The following is a 19,162-nucleotide window of genomic DNA, read 5'->3' on the forward strand; positions in this document are numbered from 1 at the left end:
CATGGGAGATTTCCGTGAAATGGCAGTCGGCCCCGTCGATGTCCAATAAAATCATCCAACCCACATTTTCAAGGCGGCTGGCGATTCATTTGACCCTGCTCGCGGCTGTCTCCGCGCTGCCCTTTGCGCATGGCCATGAGATCATCACGACGCAAATCACTTTCAATCAGACGATTTTCCCGATCATTCAAGCGAACTGCGCAGCCTGTCATCGCGCGGGTGGCATGGCGTTCTCATTGATGACGTACCAGGAAGCCCGCCCCTGGGCCGCAGCCATCCAGGAAGAAGTGCTCCGGCGCAGGATGCCGCCTTGGGGTGCCGTGCGCGGCTTCGGGCACTTCCGCAACGACCCCAGTCTTACGCAGACCCAACTGCAACAGATCGCCGAGTGGGCCGAAGGCGGCGCGCCGGAGGGGGCCGCAAGAGCCGGGCCTGCATCGGGGATTCCTTTGGCGAGTACGATTCCCCGCCGCGATGATCTCATCCAACCGGTCTCCGCGGAGTCAGTGATTGAGGTGGGCAAAGCAGGAGAGAGATTTGTACTAGACTTTTTTGAATTACGCAGGGATGTCACGCTCAGTGGCATTCAATTCGTGAAAGCGGCTGAGAAGTCTTCCTTCCGCATTAGGGCCGTGCTGCCGGATGGGTCGGTGATTGCTCTAGTCTGGATATACGAGTTTCGCGCGGGGTATTCACAACCATACATCTTCGCCGCCCCGCTGCGGCTGCCTGCGGGGACGCGCATCCAGGGCGTGCCCGCCGATGCACAGGCGATTCTGCTGATAGAACAGCCGTAGACCTTTGGCGCACTGCCGCTTTCACTTCATTTCCTGAACCGGCACATCGAACCTCGCCCTGCTTACCACTCCCCGGGCCTGAACTTCCACCCAGACGCGGTAGTTGTGCGGGCGCGGGAAGTAAACGTTGAACTGCACCTCAGTTCCTTTGGCCCCGGCGAACGGCTCGATGTGCATCAGATCAATCAGGTCGTCGCTGGCTACCAGCATCTGCCCCCGGTCTCCGTGAAAATTTTCAAGGCCTGCCTGCGGGTCGAGGGTGAAGAAGAGCAGTGTCTTCCCGCTGGGATTTGGCTGCGCCGGTTCGCTTCTCATGGCGACGCGCAGTCCGTCAGCCTGCTTGGGGGAGTTATCGCGTGTAAGCGCGGGAATGGGCTGTTCTGCGCCAGTTACAATCAAGCTGCCGATCACCGACTGCTCCGGCGCGCCCTCCGGCTGAAACTCGCTAAGGATGCGGTACAGCCCGGGGCTGGGCAGCGTTGCTTCGATTCGGAATTTTCCATCTGGGGATAGGCCGGGATGCTCGTGCAGGAAAAATCGCAAATCCTGGCTCACAATATAAGAGTGGAAGAGGTGGGTGTGGCTGAGTTGGAAGTCCGTGACTATCCGTCCGCTAAACTGCCCGCCGGTCAATTTTCGAACCGCAAACTCCAGTAGGACCTTCTTCCCGGCTTGTATCGCGCGTGGAGTCGCGCTGATATCCACGGAATAAGAAACTCCATTTTCAGCCGCCGTCTGTGCCTGGCAGACGACAGCGCAGAGTGCGGGCAGCATCGCGATGGCAGCCATTGCTGCGCGCCACTGTCGACTGCGCGGAGGCGGACTACTCACCCGCATGCGCGCCGGCCTGCGGGGCGCGCAGGAAAACCTGTCCCGCCTTTACGTGCTTGTCAACCAGCATGCCCACGAATCCTGAGCTCATCTCTTCCCACACCATGCCACCGTAGTAGACCGTTTGCTTCGGGTCAGGATTGAATTTGTTGTTCACCGAATTGTCGAAGTACGCGGTGGTGATGATCTTCGATCCTTTGGGAACCTTAACGGGCGCAGCCAGCTCATAGCCGAGCTGCCAGTTGAAATCGTAACGCGGAACGTTGAGTAAATCCTGCTTACGGCCATCGGGATAGATCACCTGAAACAACATGCTCTTGCCGCGCAGATGCATGTGAGGGCTGAGCCACACAATCTCGACATCCTGATCGAGTACGGCCTCACCGTGGGGTGCTTTCCAACTGGCTTCGCCCGCCGGGATGGCGAAGTTCTCAGCGTCTTGCGGCCCGCGCACGGTCAGCGAAACATAGCGCCGCGCCGGCTCCTGTTTGGCAATGGTGAATCCCACCGCCGGACGGTCCACCACTTCCTTGCCGTTGGGCGTATAGTGCAGGCTGAACACAATGTCGGTGCCCGCCGGAATCAGCTTGGCCGCCCCCTTGGGTCGATAGTCCATCAGCGATTGCAGCCCAGGCAGATAACAGGCTTCGCCTTCGCTGGCATCGCGCAGCGCGGGGCGTGCGTCGAGGCTCTGCTGAGCCGTCTCGCCTTTCTTGCGCGGCAGTTCGACCCCGCGATCGTCGCGCATTACTTCGTTCCAGTAACGCTCGCCGTACTTCACATCCTCGTTGTGCGGCATCAGGTGTACGCAGATGTGATGCGTTACGGACGGCTCACTGGGCTTCACTTCGATCGACGAAACCCACGTATCTTTGTCGAGTCCGCTGGGGACGGCCACACGGAACCACTCGATGACATTATTCTTGGCTGTCGCTGGAACCTTAGTCTCCGGTCCTTTCACAATGTGATCGGGCTGCACCTGCCAGCCCCCATCGGGCCACGCGACAAGCGCGGGTTTGTCTTTGGCATCGCCCTCCAGCGCTCCTTGATCCACCCACGACGCGATGAGATCAATCTCACTTTGCTTGATTGAACTGTCGTTGGAAAACTTACCTACTGTGGGGTCGGCGTTCCAAGGAGGCATCTGCCGTGTAATGACCTTCTGCTTGATGGCCTTGGCCCACGGTCGCGTATTCTCGTAACTCAGCAACGACATCGGCGCGATCTGGCCAGGCCTGTGGCAGGCTTGGCAGTTGCGCTGCAGAATGGGCAGCACATCCTTGTTGAAGGTAACAGACGTGGCCGGAACTTCTGCGGCCAGCGCGGTCATGCCAGTAATGAAAATCACAGCCAATAAGTGCCCGATCAGAATTGATTTTTCCCCCATTTGCAAAATCCTCCCACCACGTTCGGTCGTTGCCCGAATTTCCATTGCCTGCGGCTAGGCTTGAGATAAATATTGCTCCCGTGCCCACGCGCTGTCAATCCTTCCCCGTGTCGCTCTGGGAGAGATTTGCGTATCGAGCCATGAAACGACGGTCGATCCAGTCCTTAAGCGTCCAGAGCCAGCGGCCCTCCGCCGACAACTCGCCGCGTGAAGCCACGGCGTAGCGGTCGCCGGTGCTGATCAGGCTCAGGAACTTTTTCTGCGGCGTGAAGGGAACCAGCGGCTCACCCCGCAGCGCGCGCCGCAGATTCTCGGTCAAGGGCGGCCCCTGCCGCACCGCGAACACCCCGGCCTTCTCGCGTGGATGGTGGAGCACGGCAGCCACGTCGCCTGAAGCAAACACTCCGCGCTGCGAAATGGATTCCAGTGTGTCGGCCACCCTTATGAATCCGCGTTCATCGACCGCGAGGCCGGACTTCTTAATCCAGTGCGCTCCGCCCGCCTGCGTAACCCAAAGTATTTCATCAAGGGCCAACGCCTTGCCGCCCTCCAGCCGCACTGCGTTTGGAAGGACCTCGGCCACCGCATGACCCGTATGAATTGCCACTCTGCGCTCAGCCAGGACACGCTCGAAGCGTCGCCGTACGTCCGCCGAGTGGGTCGGCAAAATGGGACCGGCGCTAATCAAATGAAATTCTACTCGTAAGCCGACCGCTGAACCTGGACGAGCTGCCGGCATATTTGCGAACGAGTGCTGCATTGCCAGTAAAATTTCCACGCCCCCGGCGCCGGCGCCCACCACGCCGATCCGCACGGTTCCCGCCGCCTCGCACACACGCTCTCGGAGCTTCTTCCAGCGCTCGATAAAAGTGCTGATCGGTTTTACAGGGACTGCGTGAGCCGCCGCTCCCGGGATATTAGCGAGCAGCGGAGTGGAGCCGGTGTCGATGGAAAGCACATCATAGGGAATCGGTGATCCATTGCGGCGATGAAGCTGCCCGGAGTTATAGCTAAGACCGGTGTCGAGGCCCACGGCCTCATCGTGAATAAATTCGGCCCGCGCAAATTGCGCCAGTGCTGCCAGATCAATATGCATCTGCTTGAAGTCATAGTGTCCGGCGATATATCCCGGCAGCATCCCGGAGTATGGCGTGTGGCGTTCGCGACCGATCAGCGTCAGGCGCGCGCCCGGCTCCGGGCGCAGGCCCCATCGGCGCAGAACCTCCACATGGCTGTGCCCGCCGCCCACCAGCACCAGATGCTTCTCCGCTACGTTCACTGATTTCCTTAGGTTGTAACTCTACGACTGCACCCGCGCAAGTACCCGCGCTGCTCCCACCGCAAAGGTCTCCTCTGGCGTCAGCAGACTCAATACCAAATACGCTTCGCGCTCGAAATCGTAAAAATAGCCGGGCTGCACGATCACGTTGTCCTGCTCGAGCAGTTCCAGCGCCCACTGCTCCTCGCTGCGATTGCGCGGGATTTCCAGAGTGGCATACCATCCACCCTCGGCGGCGAGAACCCGTGCTGACGAATCCGCCGCCAGCGCCGCTTGCAGGTGCGACAAATTTCTCTGCACGCGCATCTGGATTGCCGTCTGCATCGCGGCACCCAGTTTCAGCAGACGAGGCAGGGCGTGCTGCACTTGACTCGACACAGAGAGATAGGTGTCGGCGATCAGCTCCAGGCGCGCCAATGCGTCGCGACACGCATCCGGCGGGCCGGAGACGGCGATCCAACCGGCCTTCACCTGCGGCAGTCCCGCGACCTTTGACAACCCACTCAGCGAAAACGTCAGCACGCCGGTTTCATCCACTACGGACCGCACCAGATTTTCTTTCGCTGTGGCTGGGAAAACGAAATCAGAGAATACCTCATCGGAGATCAGCGCCAGCCTGTGTACGCGGCACAGTTCCATCAACTGCGCGCGCTCGTCCCGCTTGAGAAATGACCCGGTTGGATTGTTCGGATTGACGATCACCACAGCGCGTGTTCGCGGCGTCAGCGCGGCACCCAATGAATCAAAGTCGATACGCCACTCGCCATGATAGGCCAGCGAATAATGCACAGGCTGCACCGCTTCCAGTCCCGCGAGAAATTCGAACAGCGGATAAGACGGACGCGGGACCAGCACCTCGTCGCCCGGATCAGCCAGCAGTTTGAACAGGTAGGAGTAGGCTTCACTGGTGCTGGCGGTGAGCAGTATGTGCTCCGGCGAGACCGCGCAGCCGCGTGCGGCATAGTAGGCCGCGACGGCCTCCCGCGCTCGCGGCAGCCCCATCGCAGAAGGTTCGTATACCAGCCATCCCGGATTACTTAACGCCTCTAGCAATTGAGAAGAAGGATAGGATATTCCCGCGCGCGTGGGATTCGATTCAGTCAGATCGAGCAGCGAAACTTCCGCGCGGCGTTTGGTTTCCAGCAGTTGCGAAAGCCGGTTCGTGCGCATTTCCCAGACAAACCGCGAAGAGTAGTGAATGTTCGCCATTATTTTCCAGGCCGGTTGAGCACCGCGCTCACCGACGACACGATGAAGGGAATCAGAAAGTTTAGAAATATCTTAATGCCAATGCGCGTCGTAACAGGCTGGGTGAACAGCACATCTCCCTGATTGGCGATGGATAGCAGGCAGCCGACGATGAGCGCAATGGTTAAACTCTTCTTCGCCACGGCGGCGGAAAGCGCGTAGGACATAGCGCTGGAAGTTTTAGATTCAGCCGGCACGATCACTTCCTTCTACACGTTCCGCAGGAAGAAATTGCAGATGTGGTAGCCGTCCAGATAGCGAAATGGCGTACGGCCCATGGTGTAATGTCCGCAGGGCACCACGGCCACGTCGTGGTCGAACTCGCGCAGGCGCGCTTCTTCCAGCATGGCGTCGGAGTACTGGCGCAGGAACGTCGAGTCGTACGTTGCGTAGATGAACAACGACTTCTTCTTCATAGTGGAGTAGCGATGCACGTACTCCGCCGGAGTAATCGCCCGCCAGGCCGCCTGCAACTGCGGCAGATCGACATTGCCATCGAAGCTCTGGCGGATGTGCAGCGTGGATAGACCCGTCCACACCACGTCAGCGAAGTAGAGCGAGACCATGTTGTAGACGTTGGCGCGCAGGCGCGCATCATGCGCGCTGGCGAGGAACGCGTAGGCCGAGCCGAGGCTGGTGCCGATGATGCCAAAGCGGTGGTAGCCCTGCGACTCGAGCCAGTCCAGGCAGCAGCGGATGTCGATCACCGCCTGGCGCGTCGAGTCCACCGTGCGGCCCACGTTGGACGACACCGCGTAGTCGGCGCGCTCGAACCCCGGCAACATGCGACGGTCATGATACGGCAGACTCACGCGCAGAGTGGGCAGCCCCAAATACTGCAATGCCTTGCACAACCCGACGTGCTCATTTACTTTGGCATTCCAATGCGGCAGGACGATGATCGCGCGGCCTTTGCGATCTGAGGCGGGAAACCACTGCGCGTGCGCGATGTTATTCTCCGCGTATGGCGTCCTTACCGGCGAGGTGAAACTCAGAATATCGTCGCGCAACTGAAAGTCAGTGGGCGTCTGGTAGCCGAAGAACTCCTCGCTCGCGCGGCTTCCGGCTTCTCCCAGAGCGGCCAGATATCCGGCTGGGTCGTGACCATTGCGCGCAATCTCGCGCGCGGACGGCCAGTGCTCGGCCCAATCGAGACCCCAGTCAAACGGCCTCACGACGCGGTTGGTGGCCGCGGTCATGAGCTTCATCTCCCAGTCATCCATTCGTTGCCGGTATGCGCGATTCAATTCCACGCGCGCCCGGTATATCCATCGCAATGGCACAAGCGCTCCCATTACAGAATGACTCAACTGCAATTAGGCCACATCATTTTTTATTAGCGCAAGCTCTCGGCGGTTCCATCGATAGTGGAAGCGTGACAGTGGATTAGAGCGGCATGGTCGATTCGACGATGGCCTTTGAGCTGACTGCTTCCAGAAAACGAGCGATGCGAGCCGCGTTGACGCCCAGGTCCCCGCGCCCGTCTCGCGAACGCGAGCGCATCTCCACCAGCGTCCCTCCGGGAACCGTGCGCGCCTGCACCACGAAGTCATCGCGGAAGTGGAACAGCATGGACTCTTCGTAGCCCTCCAGGCTGAGCGTCAAGCCATCGACCACCGTTACCTTCCATTGGATGTTGCTTTCGGCGGCGGCCCGCAATAAGAGAAACGTCTCGCTGGGAGTCAGCTTCACATACAACGCTTTCAGTTCCGGGTAACCGGCCTGCTGCTGGCGCGCGAACGATTCGCGTGGGTAAGTGAAGTTGATGTCCTTGTTTTCCGGGATTTTTGCGGTTTTGGCGAACTCGGGCGGTGAAGAAACGTTGGTGGTGATGTCGTTGATGGGCGGATAGCGCCGCCCCCACAGGGCCATGCCCGCCACCGGCAGCACGATCAGCGCGCACAGTCCCACGGCTGTCAGCGCCGCATGATCCGGCGCGCGGATCACCGCAACAATTCCCAGCACCAACCCCAGCGCGCCGACTGCCGCTCCCCCCAGGAAGATGCTGAATCCGGTCATGGGCGCTGTCGCGCGAATGTTCGCCAGTAACGGCCCCACGGCGTAAGCCAGCATGCCCAACGCTCCGAACAGGAAACTCCATCGTGCAAACATGACTCACCGCGCGCAATTTGATTTCGTAGGGAGGCGAAGCGCCGCCACCCAAAATAGCATACACGGCTGGCATGCGACGTTGGTGGTATATTTATCTCAGATGGTAGATGGCCCCAGGAGGCACGCCGATGTTCATGAATCAACACTTGAAGCGATTGCTGATCACTGCGCTGCTGGCGCTGGCGACGGTGAAATTCACCGCCGCGCAGATTGGCTCGCAGCCGGCCGCCGAATGGATTCCACATCTGGAAGACGCGACGCGCGTCGCCGGACTAAAAATCGATGAGGTAGTGAAGATCATCGGCCTCAAGCCGGGCATGGTGGTGGCCGATATCGGCTCCGGCTCCGGCGTGTTCACGCGCCCCTTCGCCAAGGCCGTGGGCGCGGGCGGCAAGGCCATCGCCGTGGACATCGACACCGCGCTGCTCTCCTACATCTCCGAGCGCGCCAATAAAGAGGGGATCAAGAATATTCAGACGCATCTCGCCGTGCCGGATGACGCGAAGCTCTCCGTGGCGAGCGTGGATGTGGCGTTCTTCCACGACGTGCTGCACCACATTGAGCACCGCGACGTGTACATGAAGAATCTGGCGAAGTACATCAAACCCAACGGGCGCATCGTGATTATCGAAAATGCCGCGCACGAGCGCCAGCACGGGCCTGCGGAGCACGGGCAGGCCGAGCATGATCCCAACGCCGCCATGCATCAGGCCATGCAAGGCAATCAGCATCGAACGATGGAGCACCAGGGTCAGCAGGTGGAGATGTCCTCCGAGCGCCAGAAGGTGGACGTCATGCTGGCCGCCGCCGGCTTCAAACCCGTGCAGGAATCCGCCCTGTTCGGCGCAGGGAAATTTTTCGTGATATATGGACGCTAATCAGAGCCCCGACCGCCAGGGAGGGGGCACGTTCAATGGTCATTATCAATCGGCAGACGTGCCCCCTCCCTGGCGGTCGGGGCTCTGATCCGTTTTCAAGTCCAAACAGATAAGCCTAGATATCCAGCGATTTTCTGTATAGGCGCACCGTAGGCGTGAGCGGCAGTTGCGCAAGCGTGCTGGCCACAGTCTGGCTGGTTCCTGGTATCAGAAGGTGCGGGGCCAGCTCACACAGCGGCTGCAGCACAAACCTCCGCTCCATCATGCGTGGATGCGGAATCGTTAGTTCCTCGCTCTGAAGTATCAAATCTCCATACAGAAGAATATCGATGTCCAGCGTGCGCGGCCCCTTCGGGATTAGAGGGGGGACGGTGCGCTCGCGGCCAAGCTGTAACTCGATCTTCTGTAATTGATGGAGCAGCTCAGCGGGCGAAAGAGTCGTGCTGATCTCCGCGACACAGTTCAGGAACCAGGGCTGATCGAGATGATCCACCGGCTCGGTTTCAAATACGGACGAAGTGCGTGATTGCGAATGCGTCGTGCGGCCTATCCGCTTGAGCGCGGCCAGGAGATTCCCCATTCGGTCGCCGACATTGGAGCCGAGAGACAAATACGCGGTGATGGGAGCGGCTGGCATCGTTGCTTAAGAGTTTTTCTAGAACAAGCCACGCTGGCGCTGGTTGGGCGTAATGCCGAAGTGCTGGTAGGCGAGCGAAGTTGCGCAGCGGCCGCGCGGTGTGAGTTGCAGGTAGCCCTGCTGGATCAGATACGGCTCGTAGACTTCCTCGATGGTGTCCGTCTCCTCGCTGAGCGAAGCGGCCAGCGTGTTGACGCCCACCGGGCCGCCGCCGTATTTCTCGATGATGGTGAGCAGGAGCTTGCGGTCCATCTCGTCGAAGCCGCAGGGGTCCACTTCCAGCATGTCCAGCGCGGCGCGGCCCACGGCGGCGGTGATGACGCCGTCGGCCTTCACTTGCGCGAAGTCGCGCACGCGGCGCAGCAGGCGGTTGGCCACGCGCGGCGTGCCGCGGCTGCGGCTGGCGATCTCGGCGGCGCCTTCCGTATCGATCTCCACTTTTAGTATCTCCGCCGAGCGGCGCACGATGATCTGGATCTCTTCCGGCGTGTAGAAATCGAGCCGATGCACGATGCCGAAGCGTCCGCGCAGCGGGCTGGTTAAGAGGCCCGCGCGGGTGGTGGCGCCGACCAGCGTAAAGTGCGGCACCTGCATCTTGATGGTACGGGCCGCCGGACCCTGCCCCACCATATAGTCGATACAGAAGTCTTCCATGGCCGGATAGAGCAGTTCTTCAAGCTGTGGATTCAGGCGGTGAATCTCGTCGATGAAGAGAACTTGAAACTGCTCGACGTTGCTCAAGATCGCGGCCAGGCTCCCTTTGTCCTCGATGACCGGGCCGGAGGTTCCTTGAAACGCCACGTTCAATTCCTTGGCGATGATGGTGGCCAGCGTCGTTTTGCCGAGCCCCGGCGGGCCGTAGAGCAGGATGTGGTCGATGCAGTCGCCGCGCGCCTTGGCCGCTTCGATGGCGATGGACAGATTGTCCTTCACCTTCTGCTGGCCAATGTACTCGTTCAGCCGCTCAGGCCGCAGCGAGTATTCAAACGACTGCTCGCCGGGCAGCACGCTGCCGGTGATGATGCGCTCTGGTTCGTGTTGGGTCATCAATGTTTTCGCGGCGACATCCTGTGCGTGGCGAAGCACTATTGTAGCGCGGAGACGCGCGTGCCGGTGAAGATCATGCAGCTAGTATTGCGCAGACGTAGAACCTGTCTTGGCCTGCTCCACCCAATGGAGAGCCTGAGCGTGGGCCGCGAGATTCTCCAGCTCCTGCTTGTAAATCGGCAGCAACAGGCGCGGCACCATCCATTTCTGGAAGAAGCCCGCGATTCCCGGCACATTCATCACAGTGTGAAATGTGACCCGCGATTGGTTTGGGTCCGCTTCGTGATCAACAGTAAAAATGGTCTGCGAATCCTGATCGATAAATTTTTCGACCAACACGCGTCCCGGCTCCGGCTCACTGATGATGGCGCGGAAAGTTTGGGTGCGGCCCAGCAAGCGCGTGCCGCAACGGAACACGGTTCCCGCGCCGTAGCCGCCCTGTTCGACCACCAGATCCAGAAAGTGTGGCTTGGGAAGAATGCGCGGATGGCCGTCACGGTAGTCCGCGATCACCGAATAGACGATGCGCGCCGGTGCCGGGACTATTAGCGATGTCTGGAATTCAATATTCGCCATCACTTCACACGGGTCACTACTTCCCTGCAAAAAACTTGCGCGCCAACAGGCGCAGGCTGGTGCGCAACACCTGCTCGAAATTGTTTTCGGGTATCTGTTTGTCTTTACGCACTTCGCGCACCGCAGCCTCGGCGTTGGCGCGATTGTAACCCAAGTTCACCAGCGCGGAGAGCACGTCTTCGTCCACTCCGCTGAACTCACCCGTTGCCGAGGGGCGCGCGGGTTCCGCCGCGGAGGCTTCGGAGCTGGACGCGGCCAGCAGGTCGAGCTTGTCGCGCAACTCCAGCACCAACCGCTCAGCGGTCTTGCGGCCCACACCTGGGATGTGCGTAAGTGACACCAGATCGCTTTTGCGCAGCGCGGCAATCAGCTCGTCCAATTCGAGCCCAGAAAGAATCGTAATCGCCAGCTTCGGCCCGACGCCGGAGACGCTCATGAGTTTCTCAAACAGGATTTTCTCGCGCTCCGTCTTGAAGCCGAACAGCGCCAACGCGTCCTCGCGCACATGCGTGTGAATGTGCAGCGCGGCCTCGCGGCCTTCCTCTTCGAGGCCGTAAAACGTGGAGACGGGAATGATGACGTCGTAGCCCACGCCGCCCGCATCAATCACCACGCGGTTGGGACGTTTGAAGCGAACTGTTCCTCGCAGGTAAGCGATCATAGATTGGTTTTTAACAGTGCCACGACCGTAAGGGAGTGGACCCGCTTGACGATTGATACGGACCGTTGAACGTGTCCGCTCCCTTGCGGTCGCGGCTCGGTGACACCTATACCGGCATCAAGCCGTGTTTCTTAATGGGGCGGTCTACGCGCTTGTTGCGCAGGATTTCCAGAGACTGGAACAGCCGCCAGCGCGTCTCGCGCGGCAGGATGGCGGAGTGCGCGTACTGCTTGGCCACGGCCTCAAATGGGCCCGTGAAGCGTTCCTCGAATTCCGCGATGCGCATGGCGCGCACTGCCTCGCCATCCTCGGCGGCTTCAATCTCCTGGCGGTAGAGAACATTCACCGCGCCGGATGCGCCCATCACGGCCAGTTCGACGCCGGGCCAGACGAAGACCTGATCAGCACCCATCTCGCGCGTACACATGGCCTGCTTTGCGCCGCCGTAGCCCTTGCGCAAATACAGCGTGATCATCGGCACGGTGGCCTCGGCGTAGGAGTAAAGCATCTTGGCGCCGTGGCGGATGATGCCGCGCTGCTCCTGCTTGGTACCGGGCAGGTAGCCGGGCATATCCACCAGCGTGACAATGGGAATATTGAACGCGTCGCAGAAGCGAATGAAGCGCGCGCCTTTGTCCGAGCAATCCACGTCGAGCGAGCCTCCCATGAACTTGGGCTGGTTGGCAACGAAGCCCACCGAGTAGCCACCGATCTGTCCGAACCCGGTGACCAGGTTGCGCGCGAAGCGCGGCTTGATCTCGAAAAATCTTCCATAATCGGCGATGCGCGTGATGATGCCCTTGACGTCATAGAGTCGCTTCGGGTCCTCCGGGACGTACGTTTCGAAATCCTCGATCATACGGTCGGCCGGGTCGTCGCAGACCGCGCGCGGCGGGGTCTCGCCGCAGTTCAGCGGAAGATAGCGCATTAGCTCGCGGATCTGGTTGAGGCAGTCCTCGTCATTTTCAGCGATCACATCGTTGACGCCGGATATCTCGGCATGCATCTTCCAGCCGCCGAGCTGTTCCATCGTGACATCTTCCCCGGTAACGGCCTTGATGACCGGCGGGCCGGTGATGAACATCTGGCTGGTCTCCTTCACCTGAAAGATGAAGTCAGTCAGCGCCGGACTGTATGATGCCACGCCGATGCACGGTCCCATGATGGCGGAGATTTGCGGCACGGCGCCGGAGCAGAGCACGTTCTCGCGGAAAATTTTGCCGATGGAGCGGGTCACGTCCAACCCCTCCTGAATGCGCGCACCGAGCGAGTCCATCAGGCCGATGACAGGCAGGCCCAGGCGGCGAGCGGTCTCAAGTACATAAGCGATCTTCTCGCCGTGTGCCGCCCCCACGGTGCCGGCCAGCACGGTGCGATCCTGCGCGTAGGCGTACACCGAACGCCCGTCAATCTTGCCAAATCCGGCGACCACGCCGTCGGTAGGCTCGCGCTTTTCGGCCATGCCGAAGTCCACGCTCTGCGACTCAGCGAGCATGAACTCCTCGACGAACGAGCCGGGATCAAGCAGCTTGGCCAGACGCTCGCGCGCCGTCCACTTGCCCTCCTTGTGCTGCTTGTCGATGGCCTTGGGGTTGCCGCGCTGCACGCGCTCTTCCAGCTTGAGCAGCTTGTCGTGCAATTCGCTGTAAGACTTCGGCATTCTGCAAACCCTTTCAGTGTGGACGCTTGACGCCTTGCGCGGCGCTCGAATCCGAGTTCAAGCGAGATCGTCGACAGCCGCTTCGGCCAGGAGGAAATCGGACTTTTATCGTAAGGCGAAATGGCCGAAAACACAAGCAAGCGGAGATCGCTAGCGACTCAGGTGAAAAATATTTGCTGGTAGCTGTTGGTGCCGCGTCCCAGGCGAATGTGCTAGAATCGCCAAAATGTTGCGGAGGTTCAATTGCTGAATCGATTTGATTGGGGTTGGTCCGAGCGCAGTGGAGTCCTGTTTACTTACCACCAACACGCAGCTAAGCTCCGGCAACTGCTCACCGCAGTAATCGTCCTGCTGATGTGGAGTAGTCCGCTGAAGGCACAGTTCTCTGCCAATGAGTTGGCGCCGCCGCCGGAGATGATCGGCAAGGTGGCTCCGCGCTGGAGCCTGCGTGCATGGGTTAACTTACCTGCCAACTCGCCGCTAATGGAGACCTCCAAGCTGCGCGGGAAGGTGATTTTGCTGCGTTTCTTGAATGACAGTCCGCAGGGAGCCGCCGGCCTGCGCGATCTTATCAAGACCTATCAGTCGCAGGGCCTGGCCCCGGTCGGCATCTATGCACCTTCGCCAACACCCACTTCAGTTGACCCGGCGGAAGTGAGTGATTTGGCTTCGGCCTTGTCTTTTAATTTCCCCATTGGGATTGACTCCACCTGGCAGACGGTTAATCGCTATTGGATGAATCGCGCCGACGTGGAGGGCCTGGCGGCAACATTTCTAATCGATCGGCAGGGACTGGTGCGCTATGTGCAACCCGATGGCCGCTATGAGAAAAATTCCCGCGACCGCGCCGCACGCCGCAATTATGAGAATCTTGAGAAGATCATTCAGACCCTGCTAGCTGAACCCGCTCCGGAAGCGATGGAAGACGCAGCGGCGGAGGCTCCCACGGCGGCAACTCCCGGCGGATAATCCGGCCAGATATGGTACACTTTGCGGCGATGGGTGGGGGTGAAAGGATTGGAAGAAGCGAAATGAATCTAGGCGAAGCGATCAAGAATATCCGTCAGGCCAAAGGACTCTCTCAAGGGGAGATGCAGAAGCGCACCGGCATCCTGCGCTCGTATCTTTCACGCGTGGAGAACGGCCACACCATTCCCTCGCTGGCCACGCTGCAAAGGCTGGCCTCCGCCATGGGCGTGACGCTTGCTGACTTCTTCTCTCCCGACGGCAAGCCCTCCGCGGAATCACTGGCGGTCGCCGCCGCCCAAGCCAACGACCCGGCCAGCCAGTATCTGACGGAGTTGAAGACTCTCCTGCCGCAGCTTACCACGCAGCAGCGCGATCAATTGCTGGATATGGTCAAGGACATGGCCTCCGCCCTGCGCCGCTCGTAACCCGCCATTCAATTGTCTTAACAGAGCCACGACCGTGAGGAAGCGGTGGTTGGCACTTCCCGTGAAGTGCGTCCAACCACCGCTTCCTCACGGTCGCGGCTCTGTTAGGAAAGTTCCTGGGCCAAGGCGTTGCAGGCCTCTTCGGCGGCGGCGAGCGTGATGTCGACGTCCTTATCGGTGTGCGCGGCGGAAACGAACCATGCCTCGAACTGCGAGGGCGGCAGCAGAATGTTGCGCTCCAGCATGAGATGGAAAAACTTGGCGAAGCGGTCGCGGTCGGCGCGCTCGGCGCTCGACCAATCCACCACCGGGCCGGGCGTGAAGAACAGCGTGAGCATGGAGCCTACGCGATTCACGAAAGTGGGGATGCGGGCATCCACGGCCAACTCCTGCAGGCCGTCGGCGAGGCGCTGCGAGCGCGCCTCAATCTCGGAATAAAGCAGCGGGCGGCGGCGCAACTCTTCCAGCATGGCGATTCCCGCTGCCACCGCCAACGGATTTCCCGCCAGCGTTCCAGCCTGATACACCGGCCCTTCCGGCGCGACCATGTCCATGATGTCGGCGCGGCCGCCATAAGCGCCGATGGGCAGACCGCCGCCGATGATCTTGCCCAGCGTGGTCAGGTCCGGCTTGATGCCGTAAAGCTCCTGTGCGCCGCCGCGGCTCACGCGGAAGCCCGTCATCACCTCGTCAAAGATCAGCAACGAGCCGTCGCGCTGGGTTAGCTCACGCAACGCGGGCAGGAACCCTTGCGAGGGCGGGACGCAGCCCATGTTGCCAGCCACCGGCTCGACGATCACGGCGGCAATCTGCCCGGCGTGCTCCACGAAGACGCGTTCGGCGGCGGCCACGTCGTTATACGGCAGAGCCAGCGTCAGGTCGGTAAACTCTTTGGGAACGCCGGCAGAGTCGGGCAGGGAAAACGTCGCCACGCCGGAGCCGGCCTTCACCAGCAGCGAATCGACATGCCCGTGATAGCCGCCGATAAACTTGATAATCTTCTTGCGCTCCGTGAAGCCGCGTGCCAGCCGGACGGCGGACATGGTAGCTTCCGTCCCAGACGTAACCAGGCGCACCTTCTCGACGGAAGGAACAATTTCATTGATCAACTCGGCTAGCCGGACCTCGGCTTCGGTGGCGAATCCAAAGGCCGTGCCGCGCTCGAGTGCCTGGCCCACGGCGCGCTCCACGTCGGGATGGGCATGGCCCAGCAGCAGCGGCCCCCAGGCACCGACATAATCGAGATAATGCTTGCCATCAGCGTCCACGACATTCGAGCCGCGTCCGCGAACAAGGAAGACAGGCGACGAGCCCACCGCCCGGAAAGCGCGCACAGGCGAATTCACTCCACCAGGGATGAGCTTGCGCGCGCGCTCGAAAAGTTCCGCCGAGCGCGATGTCTTCTGCGAAGTTGGGAAAAGAATATTTTGCATGTCCACTTGAGCGGCAAGATTGCCTGACTCGAAGATTGTATTCTATCATGGGCTACTACGAGGTTATTATCGTAGCACTGTCGAGTAGCGAGTGCGGTTGAATTGCCAAGCCAGATGAAAAGTATTACTAAACGCCTTTTCCTTGATAGTTGGGGAAACTGGTTTGCGGCCAATATTATATTGGCCCATGACCGGAACCCAAACGGAAAGTCTGACAAAGCGAAGCACACTCCGAATCGCAAGGAAGGGCAATCAATTTGGTGCGCTCAATCAAAGGCTGGTCCCGAATAGACACGGCTCGGCGCTATAAGTTGTTCCTGATCTTTTTCGTCGTATTCATCCTTGCGGATACTTCGCCAATAGTTGCGCAGCAGCCCCCGACGAATGGCGCCGCACCACACACAAGAAAATCGCTAAAGGCGGTCCGCGCGTCCTCGCCCATCCTGCTGGACGGATTATTGAACGAAGCGGATTGGCAAGGCGTCGATCCCGCCTCCGGATTTGTGCAGTCCGACCCGGCGGAGGTAGAGCCTGCGACAGAAAATACCGAAGTTCGAATTCTCTACGATGATGAGAACCTCTACATCGGGGTGAACTGCCACGATGAAAAAGACGCCAACATCATCATCAATTCACTGAAGAAGGATTTCAACAACAACAGTACCGACACCTTCGAGGTGATCATCGACACCTTTCAGGATAACCGTAACGGCTACCTGTTCGTAACCAATCCGGAAGGCGCCAAGCGGGATGTCCAGACAATGGATGAAGGTCGGACCAACAACGCGGACTGGGACACGGTGTGGGATGTTCGTGCGCATATGAATGGCGATGGCTGGACGGCTGAGATGGTGATTCCGTTCAAGAGCCTCAGCTTTGATGAGGCCCGCCCGGAGCAAATATGGGGAATCAATTTCTCGCGCCGCATCCGCCGCAAAAATGAAATTACATTCTGGGCGCCGATCCCTCGACGTTTTACCATTAACCATCTTTCGCTGGCGGGCAATTTGCTGGGGCTGGAAAAGTTACACCGCGGTCGCAACCTGCGCGTGAAACCATTTGTAGTCGGGGAGCTGAACAAGTACTTCACGCGCGAACCGCTGGTTAGCAAATCGAAGCAGGGAGTCGATGTCAAGTATAGCGTGACCCCATCGCTGACCATGGACCTTACCGCGAATACCGATTTTTCGCAGGTGGAAGTGGATGAGCAGCAAGTCAACCTGACCAGGTTCTCGCTGTTCTTCCCGGAGAAGCGGGAATTCTTTCTGGAAAACGACGGCATGTTCCAGTTCGGTGATCTCCATGGCGATCGAGGCCCGAATCGCTCCCTGGAAACACAAATATTTTTCAGCCGCCGCATTGGCCTGGCCGATGACGGCACGCCGATTCCCATCTGGGGTGGCGGACGGCTCTCCGGCAAGATAGGGAACTATAGCGTGGGCTTACTCGAAATGCAGACGAAGAATCACAGCAAATTCGTCACGGATCGATCCGGCAACCTGGTGCGTCAGGACATTCAGGGCGACAACTTTGGCGTACTGCGCGTGAAGCGTAACCTTCTGGCCAACTCCGATATCGGAGCGATCTTCATTAATCGCCAAGCTTCGCAGGGGAAAGACTATAACCGCACCATGGGCGTCGATGCCAATCTACGTATTCACGAAAACTACTCCGTGAATGCGTTTCTGGCCAAGACGCGGACGGATGGGTTGGAGGGCAAGGACCTGGCGGAAAAAGTCAGCTTCCTATACCACGACAGTCTCTGGAAGAGCCTGACCGTCTGGACCGATCTGCAGGAAAACTTCAACCCGGAAGTGGGATTCACGCAGCGCACCGGAACCCGCTTCGTGCGCCACCGCTCAGACCTGTATATCCGTCCCAAGGGCAGTCGTTTTGTCCGTGAATTCAATCCCCATATTCTGGTGAATTATTTTATGGACGAGAGCAATCGACTGGTAACCACGAACAACCATTACGCATTCCAGGTATTTTTCCAGAGCGGCGCCAGCATGGAGGTCCACTTCGACCCGCAATTCGACCGGCTCGACTCCCCCTTTGAGATTCGCAGGAATCCGCTGACTCCGTCCGTGACGATTCCCGTGGGGAAATACGAAGATTATTTTTATTCGCTGGAACTCGGCTCCGATCCCAGCAAGGTGCTGTCCGCCAACTTCGCTCTGGAGAAGGGTCCCTATTATGGGGGCAACAAGAACACGGTGAATCTGTCCGGCGCCTTCCGCCCCAGCTACCGCTTTGCAGTCGAACCCAAGTATTCGATCAATCGCATCGCGCTATCGAGCGCCGTCGTAAATGGCGTCGCGGGGCAGAGCGTAGTATTTTCGACTCACTTGTTAAGCACACGGGTCAGCTACTATTCCAGCACCCGCATGTACCTCAGCACCCTGCTGCAATACAATAGCGACCGCAAACAATTGACCTCCAACATCCGCTTTGATCTCATCCACCGCCCGCTGAGCGACCTGTTCTTGGTCTATAACGAAGCGCGAGACACCAGCGGCGCGGACAAGACTGATAAGAGTTTCATAGTCAAGTACACCCACATGTTTGCCTTCTGAAGCAACTCCCCGGAGCGTTTCCCTTCTCGGTAGCGCTACTGCCACTCTCTGTAGTTTGGCAGCGCGAGATATTCTGAAGTTCTCTCGTTCGCCTCAATTGCGTTGTACGGGAAAAACAGGCGAACAGGGTATTTCAGTACCAGCCGAAGTGGGAGGATATCCCCGAGAGGAAGATGCTTGGAAATGCCGATGCAAAAGGTACAACCGGAAACAGATATATGTTGCCTATTTGGTATTCAGGAGAGGGATGCTATTTGGATCGGGAGGAGGCGGCACCGACTTGAGAAAAGCGTAGATCTCCGCCAGCGCCGAGTCTGAGATTTGACTCTGTGTTCTGAAGGGCGGCATGGCGCGGCCCGGCTTGCGAACGTAGCTCACAAAGGCTGAAAGCGTTCTGCGGCTAGTGTCAATGCGCGGCCCGGTCTCGGCTCCTTGCCCGGAATAACCGTGGCATGCGAAGCAGGCATAAGTTACAAAATTCTGCTTTCCCTTAGCGATAGTTTCCGTCGAGGGAGAGGCCTGTGCCAATGTCGGTTGCTGGGCTTGAACGGTTGCCGATGGGATGGCCAGCGGCATGACCAGCAAAAACAGCATTGCCTCAATGAACAATTTTCCTGAAACACGACACACCACGAAATGGTTCACA

General features: G+C 59.3%; 19 protein-coding genes. 5 read left to right on the forward strand and 14 right to left on the reverse strand.

The genetic code is table 11. The features are described from left to right. Positions 1-14 precede the first annotated feature (14 nt). Positions 15-797 carry a cytochrome c gene (locus tag EXQ56_06010; protein MSO20008.1) on the forward strand — a complete coding sequence of 261 codons (783 nt, stop codon included), beginning with the start codon at positions 15-17 and terminating at the stop codon, positions 795-797. A 21-nt stretch (positions 798-818) separates the two neighbouring features. Here the strand turns inward: EXQ56_06010 and EXQ56_06015 are convergent, their stop codons facing one another. The 7 genes from EXQ56_06015 to EXQ56_06045 form a co-directional block, all read right to left on the reverse strand. After that, a complete protein-coding gene (locus tag EXQ56_06015) occupies positions 819-1,586 on the reverse strand; it encodes a hypothetical protein (GenBank protein ID MSO20009.1) in 768 nt (255 codons plus the stop codon). Positions 1,587-1,620: 34 nt separating this feature from the next. After that, positions 1,621-3,060: a cytochrome c gene (locus EXQ56_06020; protein ID MSO20010.1), complete on the reverse strand. Its 1,440-nt coding sequence runs from the start codon at positions 3,058-3,060 to the stop codon at positions 1,621-1,623. Between the two features lie 49 nt (positions 3,061-3,109). Beyond that, the gene (locus tag EXQ56_06025) at positions 3,110-4,294 is read right to left on the reverse strand and encodes a hypothetical protein (protein ID MSO20011.1); all 1,185 of its coding nucleotides are present in this window, start codon (positions 4,292-4,294) and stop codon (positions 3,110-3,112) included. Between the two features lie 21 nt (positions 4,295-4,315). After that, positions 4,316-5,464: a pyridoxal phosphate-dependent aminotransferase gene (locus EXQ56_06030; protein MSO20012.1), complete on the reverse strand. Its 1,149-nt coding sequence runs from the start codon at positions 5,462-5,464 to the stop codon at positions 4,316-4,318. 38 nt (positions 5,465-5,502) lie between these two features. Next, entirely contained in the window at positions 5,503-5,739 is a 237-nt protein-coding gene (locus EXQ56_06035; GenBank protein MSO20013.1) for a hypothetical protein, read from the reverse strand. Positions 5,740-5,751: 12 nt separating this feature from the next. Then, positions 5,752-6,819: an abhydrolase domain-containing 18 gene (locus EXQ56_06040; GenBank protein MSO20014.1), complete on the reverse strand. Its 1,068-nt coding sequence runs from the start codon at positions 6,817-6,819 to the stop codon at positions 5,752-5,754. Positions 6,820-6,928: 109 nt separating this feature from the next. After that, on the reverse strand, positions 6,929-7,654 hold the full coding sequence (locus EXQ56_06045; protein MSO20015.1) for a DUF1499 domain-containing protein: 726 nt from the start codon (positions 7,652-7,654) through the stop codon (positions 6,929-6,931). Positions 7,655-7,761: 107 nt separating this feature from the next. Between EXQ56_06045 and EXQ56_06050 the strand changes: the two genes are divergently transcribed. Continuing rightward, complete coding sequence (locus tag EXQ56_06050) at positions 7,762-8,532, forward strand: class I SAM-dependent methyltransferase (GenBank protein MSO20016.1); 771 nt, start codon at positions 7,762-7,764, stop codon at positions 8,530-8,532. Positions 8,533-8,647: 115 nt separating this feature from the next. Here the strand turns inward: EXQ56_06050 and folK are convergent, their stop codons facing one another. The 5 genes from folK to EXQ56_06075 all read right to left on the reverse strand — a co-directional run bounded on the left by folK (position 8,648) and on the right by EXQ56_06075 (position 13,113). Beyond that, on the reverse strand, positions 8,648-9,169 hold the full coding sequence (gene folK, locus EXQ56_06055) for a 2-amino-4-hydroxy-6-hydroxymethyldihydropteridine diphosphokinase (protein MSO20017.1): 522 nt from the start codon (positions 9,167-9,169) through the stop codon (positions 8,648-8,650). Positions 9,170-9,187: 18 nt separating this feature from the next. Then, positions 9,188-10,216: a Holliday junction branch migration DNA helicase RuvB gene (ruvB, locus tag EXQ56_06060; GenBank protein MSO20018.1), complete on the reverse strand. Its 1,029-nt coding sequence runs from the start codon at positions 10,214-10,216 to the stop codon at positions 9,188-9,190. A gap of 81 nt (positions 10,217-10,297) precedes the next feature. Then, positions 10,298-10,792, reverse strand: coding sequence for an SRPBCC family protein (locus EXQ56_06065; GenBank protein ID MSO20019.1), 495 nt, complete (start codon positions 10,790-10,792; stop codon positions 10,298-10,300). 16 nt (positions 10,793-10,808) lie between these two features. Next, on the reverse strand, positions 10,809-11,453 hold the full coding sequence (gene ruvA / locus EXQ56_06070; protein MSO20020.1) for a Holliday junction branch migration protein RuvA: 645 nt from the start codon (positions 11,451-11,453) through the stop codon (positions 10,809-10,811). Between the two features lie 106 nt (positions 11,454-11,559). Next, complete coding sequence (locus EXQ56_06075; protein ID MSO20021.1) at positions 11,560-13,113, reverse strand: acyl-CoA carboxylase subunit beta; 1,554 nt, start codon at positions 13,111-13,113, stop codon at positions 11,560-11,562. Positions 13,114-13,356: 243 nt separating this feature from the next. On the opposite strand from EXQ56_06075, the gene EXQ56_06080 reads away from it, so the two are divergent. Both EXQ56_06080 and EXQ56_06085 read left to right on the forward strand, forming a co-directional pair. Then, a complete protein-coding gene (locus tag EXQ56_06080) occupies positions 13,357-14,082 on the forward strand; it encodes a redoxin domain-containing protein (protein MSO20022.1) in 726 nt (241 codons plus the stop codon). Between the two features lie 62 nt (positions 14,083-14,144). After that, complete coding sequence (locus EXQ56_06085) at positions 14,145-14,507, forward strand: XRE family transcriptional regulator (GenBank protein MSO20023.1); 363 nt, start codon at positions 14,145-14,147, stop codon at positions 14,505-14,507. A 104-nt stretch (positions 14,508-14,611) separates the two neighbouring features. Here the strand turns inward: EXQ56_06085 and hemL are convergent, their stop codons facing one another. Continuing rightward, complete coding sequence (gene hemL / locus EXQ56_06090) at positions 14,612-15,940, reverse strand: glutamate-1-semialdehyde-2,1-aminomutase (GenBank protein MSO20024.1); 1,329 nt, start codon at positions 15,938-15,940, stop codon at positions 14,612-14,614. Between the two features lie 251 nt (positions 15,941-16,191). On the opposite strand from hemL, the gene EXQ56_06095 reads away from it, so the two are divergent. Continuing rightward, positions 16,192-18,516, forward strand: coding sequence for a hypothetical protein (locus tag EXQ56_06095; GenBank protein ID MSO20025.1), 2,325 nt, complete (start codon positions 16,192-16,194; stop codon positions 18,514-18,516). Between the two features lie 225 nt (positions 18,517-18,741). Here EXQ56_06095 and EXQ56_06100 read toward each other — a convergent pair whose 3' ends face one another. Further along, on the reverse strand, positions 18,742-19,161 hold the full coding sequence (locus EXQ56_06100) for a cytochrome c (GenBank protein ID MSO20026.1): 420 nt from the start codon (positions 19,159-19,161) through the stop codon (positions 18,742-18,744). Position 19,162: the final 1 nt, after the last annotated feature.

It is taken from the genome of Acidobacteriota bacterium (genome assembly GCA_009691245.1).
Lineage (GTDB): Bacteria > Acidobacteriota > Terriglobia > 2-12-FULL-54-10 > 2-12-FULL-54-10 > SHUM01.